This is a genomic window from Weeksella sp. HMSC059D05, assembly GCF_001809725.1.
GTDB classification, from domain to species: Bacteria; Bacteroidota; Bacteroidia; order Flavobacteriales; family Weeksellaceae; genus Weeksella; species Weeksella virosa.
This window is the reverse complement of record NZ_KV798528.1, coordinates 1-2,960: the sequence shown is the minus strand read 5'-3', so window position 1 is coordinate 2,960 and position 2,960 is coordinate 1. Positions and strand designations below refer to the sequence as shown.

Sequence of the window (2,960 nt, the reverse complement as noted above, 5' to 3'; positions counted from 1 at the left end):
ATATTGTGTATTAACGCTTAAGATTAACAAAGACAACCAATTAGTTGTGTATAACTTAACAAAAAGTCTATGGGTAATTAGTACTACTCGACTTTGACATCGCTGCCTTTACATCTGTAGCCTATCAACGTGGTAGTCTTCCACGACCCTTTAAAGAAGTCTTATCTTGCGGCGAGTTTCGCACTTATATGCTTTCAGTGCTTATCTCATCCAAACGTAGCTACTCAGCAGTGCACCGGGCGGTACAACTGATACACCAGAGGTTTGTTCAACACGGTCCTCTCGTACTAGAGTCAAGTCCGCTCAAACTTCTAACGATCACAACAGATAGAGACCGAACTGTCTCACGACGTTCTGAACCCAGCTCGCGTGCCACTTTAATGGGCGAACAGCCCAACCCTTGGGACCTTCTCCAGCCCCAGGATGTGACGAGCCGACATCGAGGTGCCGAACCTCCCCGTCGATGTGAGCTCTTGGGGGAGACTAGCCTGTTATCCCCGGAGTACCTTTTATCCTTTGAGCGATGGCCCTTCCATACGGAACCACCGGATCACTATGTCCTGCTTTCGCACCTGATCGACTTGTTGGTCTCACAGTCAAGCACCCTTATGCCATTACACTCTACGCACGGTTACCAAGCGTGCTGAGGGTACCTTTGAAAGCCTCCGTTACGCTTTTGGAGGCGACCACCCCAGTCAAACTACCCACCACGCAATGTCCTCCAACTGGAGTTAGGCTTCAGATAAATAAAGGGTGGTATTTCAACAACGACTCCTTAACACCTGGCGATGCTAATTCATAGTCTCCCACCTATCCTACACATTATTTACCCAAAGTCAATACGAAGCTATAGTAAAGGTTCACAGGGTCTTTTCGTCCCGTTGCGATTAACCGGCATCTTCACCGATACTACAATTTCACCGAGCTCGTGGTTGAGACAGTGCCCAGATCGTTACACCATTCGTGCAGGTCGGAACTTACCCGACAAGGAATTTCGCTACCTTAGGACCGTTATAGTTACGGCCGCCGTTTACTGGGGCTTCAGTCAATTGCTTCGGTTACCCTAACAACCTTCCTTAACCTTCCAGCACCGGGCAGGTGTCAAGCCTTATACGTCATCTTTCGATTTTGCAAAGCTCTGTGTTTTTGATAAACAGTCGCCTGGGCCTTTTTACTGAGGCTCCGCCGGAGCGGAGCGACCTTTCTCCCGAAGTTACAGGTCGATTTTGCCTAGTTCCTTAACCACGACTCACTCGAGCGCCTGAGGATACTCTCCTCGATCACCTGTGTCGGTTTACGGTACGGGCTGCGTCTCTCGCTATTTCTTGGAACAAAATTCTTAGGATTATCACGCCAGCCGAAGCCTTTGTGTACTATCCCTACTTTACGTAGGTTCAACGTACTATTCCGTCAGTACGCACCTAATACATTCATCCGTCACTTTTATTGAGAGCAGGTACGGGAATATTAACCCGTTTGCCATCCACTTCCCCTTATGGGTACATGTTAGGACCCGACTAACCCTAAGCTGATTAGCATAGCTTAGGAATCCTTGATCTTACGGCGAATCAGTTTCTCACTGATTTTATCGTTACTCATGCCTACATTTTCTTTTCTATAAGCTCCACAAATCTTTACAAAATTGCTTCAGCGCCGATAGAATGCTCCCCTACCACTACATAATAATATGTAATCCATAGCTTCGGTAGTATGCTTATGCCCGATTATTATCCATGCCGGATCGCTCGACTAGTGAGCTGTTACGCACTCGTTAAATGAATAGCTGCTTCCAAGCTAACATCCTAGCTGTCTGGGCAATCCAACCGCGTTTTATCAACTTAGCATACATTTGGGGACCTTAGCTGATGGTCTGGGTTCTTTCCCTCTCGGACATGGACCTTAGCACCCATGCCCTCACTGCTTAGAAACATATATTAGCATTCGGAGTTTATCAGGAATTGGTAGGCGGTGAAGCCCCCGCATCCAATCAGTAGCTCTACCTCTAATATACTTAACTAAACGCTGCACCTAAATGCATTTCGGGGAGTACGAGCTATTTCCCAGTTTGATTGGCCTTTCACCCCTACCCACAGGTCATCCCAAGATTTTTCAACATCAACGGGTTCGGTCCTCCACTTTGTGTTACCAAAGCTTCAACCTGCCCATGGGTAGATCACAAGGTTTCGCGTCTAATACCTCTGACTATACGCCCTATTAAGACTCGCTTTCGCTACGGCTGCGCACCTGAAGTGCTTAACCTTGCCAGAAACATTAACTCGTAGGCTCATTATGCAAAAGGCACGCCGTCACCATAAATAGGCTCCGACCGCTTGTAGGCGTACGGTTTCAGGTTCTATTTCAACTATCTTCTCGATATACTTTTCACCTTTCCTTCACAGTACTAGTTCACTATCGGTCTCTCAGGAGTATTTAGCCTTGGAGGATGGTCCCCCCATATTCAAACAGGATTGCACGTGTCCCGCCTTACTCGATATCAATTATATAAGCCTTTCACGTACAGGACTATCACCTTCTACGGTTAACCTTTCCAGGTTATTCTGTTAAACTTATATAATCTTATGGGCTAATCCGCGTTCGCTCGCCACTACTGACGGAATCTCAATTGATTTCTTTTCCTATGGGTACTTAGATGTTTCAGTTCCCCACGTTCGCCCCTATTTAATAGGTGTCAGGCCTTCAACCTGACGGGTTGCCCCATTCGGAAATCTGCGGATCGAATCGTATGTGCCAATACCCGCAGCTTATCGCAGCTTATCACGTCCTTCATCGCCTCTGAGAGCCTAGGCATCCGCCGTACGCCCTTTGTAACTTTTTTTCTCAAGTGGCCTTCTATAAAATTTAAAATATTAATGAATAATACATAATAAATTGATTATAAAAAAACCTGTAGTACACAACTAATTGTCGTGCTTGTTAATCTTACTCGTTAATTATTTTTT

At 46.1% G+C, this 2,960-nt stretch carries 1 rRNA gene; it reads right to left on the bottom strand.

From position 1 onward, the window contains the following. Nucleotides 1–57: 57 nt before the first annotated feature. Nucleotides 58–2,836 (bottom strand): 23S ribosomal RNA (locus HMPREF2660_RS04470). Nucleotides 2,837–2,960: the final 124 nt, after the last annotated feature.